The organism is Mycobacterium sp., assembly GCF_049280035.1.
GTDB lineage: Bacteria > Actinomycetota > Actinomycetes > Mycobacteriales > Mycobacteriaceae > Mycobacterium.
This window is the reverse complement of sequence record NZ_JBAPPI010000671.1, coordinates 1-2,078: the sequence shown is the minus strand read 5'-3', so window position 1 is coordinate 2,078 and position 2,078 is coordinate 1. Positions and strand designations below refer to the sequence as shown.

The 2,078-nt window shown below is 66.0% G+C and carries 2 protein-coding genes; one reads left to right on the top strand and one right to left on the bottom strand.

The window, feature by feature from the left end; all coding sequences use genetic code 11:
• A partial coding sequence (locus WAN71_RS21615) for a cytochrome P450 (RefSeq protein ID WP_422227288.1) occupies positions 1–924 on the bottom strand: 924 nt, incomplete at its 3' end.
• Between the two features lie 143 nt (positions 925–1,067).
• Between WAN71_RS21615 and WAN71_RS21610 the strand changes: the two genes are divergently transcribed.
• The coding region (locus tag WAN71_RS21610; RefSeq protein ID WP_422227287.1) for a Gfo/Idh/MocA family protein at positions 1,068–2,078 on the top strand (1,011 nt) is incomplete at its 3' end.

Sequence of the window (2,078 nt, the reverse complement as noted above, 5' to 3'; positions counted from 1 at the left end):
GCGGCGAAAGTGGATCACCGGGCTGGCGTACCGCAGGATTTCCTCGACCGCGGCGGGCGCCATGTCGTCGTAGTTCGCCAGCAGGCGGTCGCGCTGGTCAGGGTGCGCGCTGAGAATCCGCAGTCCGTGGGTCAGCGCATTGCGGGTGGTCTCGTTGCCCGCGCCGATCAGCAGGATGAAGAACTTGGCCAGTTCCTGCGGTGTGAGGTTTTCCTCGTCGGAGGTGACCAGTTTGCTGATGACGTCGTCACGGGGATGGGCGATGCGGTCCTCGGCGATTCGCTTGAGTAGGTCGATGAGCTGCTCGCTGATTTCGGTGACGGCGGCCCCGATGCCCGCGACGGTCTGGTCGGGTACGTACTCCGGGTCCGACGCGCCGAGCACGATGTTGGTCGCGCGCAGGATGAACTGTTCGTGTTCGCGGGGAACGCCAAGCATGTTGTCGATGATGCGCAGCGGCAGCAGCGTGGCAAAGGAAGAGACGAAGTCGCACTCACCCGAACGCGGCATCTCCTCGAGGATCTCGGCAGTGGTCTCTTCCGCTAGGCCACGCAGCTCGGACAATATGCGGGGGGTGAAGCCGCGCGAGACGATCTTGCGCAGCCGCATGTGCTCGGGATCGTCCATGTCGATGATGGAGCCGCGGTATTCGCGCATCTCGGGGGTTTGATCGAAGATCTGCGTGCCTTGCCCGGAACTGAACTCAGCGGGGCGGCGGCTGATGTCGACGACGTCGCGGTGGGCGCCGACCGCCCAGAAGCCGCGGACCCGCTGCGAGTCGGTCCGGTTGGTGCGGACGAATACTGGGCCGCCCGCTTCGCGAAGGCGCCGGTAGAGCTCGGGCCGGTCAGCTGAACGCTCCTGCCACCACTGCAGGTCGATCAGCGGTGCGAACTGCTGCTCGTCGGTGTCGATCGCGCTCACAGCATCCGATTCTGGCACTCATGTCACTTATAGGCAACGCCGGGGTACTGGATCAGATCGGTCAATGGCCCAATGTTTCTTCGCTGAACGCACGAGTTATCTAACATTGGTGTCACTACCACTGGACGGACGGAGTAGAGCACATGACGTTACGAGTCGGCATCATCGGCGTCGGATGGGGTGCGCACGTGCAGGTGCCCGGTTTCCGGGCGGCCAAGGGCTTCGAGCCCGTCGCGCTCTGCGCGCGCACACCCGACCGGCTGAAACGCGTGGCCGGCAAGCTGGGCATCGAACAGACCTCCACCGATTGGGAGTCGTTCGTCACCCGCAACGACCTCGATGTCATCTCGGTCGCAACTCCCACTGTGCTGCACCACGAGATGACAATCGCCGCACTGGCCGCGGGTAAGCCCGTGCTGTGCGAGAAGCCGCTGGCGGGTGACCTCGATGCCGCCCGCCATATGGTGCGTGCCGCGGCCGATTCCAAATTGCCCACCGCGTGTTGCTTCGAGAACCGCTGGAACCCGGACTGGTTGGCAGTCGCGGACAAGGTGCGCTCAGGTTTCCTGGGCCACCAGTACCTCGCCCGGGTCAGCCGCAGCGCATCGTACTGGCATCCGAGTCGGTCGCCCCAGGCCCGCTGGATGTACGACCGCGATCAGGGCGGGGGTTACCTGGCCGGGATGCTGGTGCACGATCTCGACTTCCTGTGCAGCCTGCTGGGTCGGCCGGTGTCGGTGTGCGCCGAGGTGCGTACCAGCGAACCCGTCCGCGAGTTGCCCGACGGCGAGACCTTGCACATCACCGCCGATGACACCGCGGCGCTGCTGATGCGGATGGAGTCCGGGCTGACTGCCGTGCTGAGCATCTCGGTGATGGGCGCGCACGCCGACCACTACCGCCTGGAACTCTTTGGCTCCGATGGCACCGTCATCGGCGACGGCGACCTGCGTTCCACGGCATATCGTGTCGGCGCGGCCGCGGACGACGGGCTGAGCCCGCTGATCGTGGATGATCGCGAGCCCGCGCACCCCGAGCGGTTGCCCGGGGGTCTGGCAGGTCACGCCAGCAGGGCGATGGCGCTGATGCTGCAGGATTGGCTGCCCGCGTTCGACGGTGGCCCCAGTGGCGCGGCCACCTTCGAGGACGGGCTG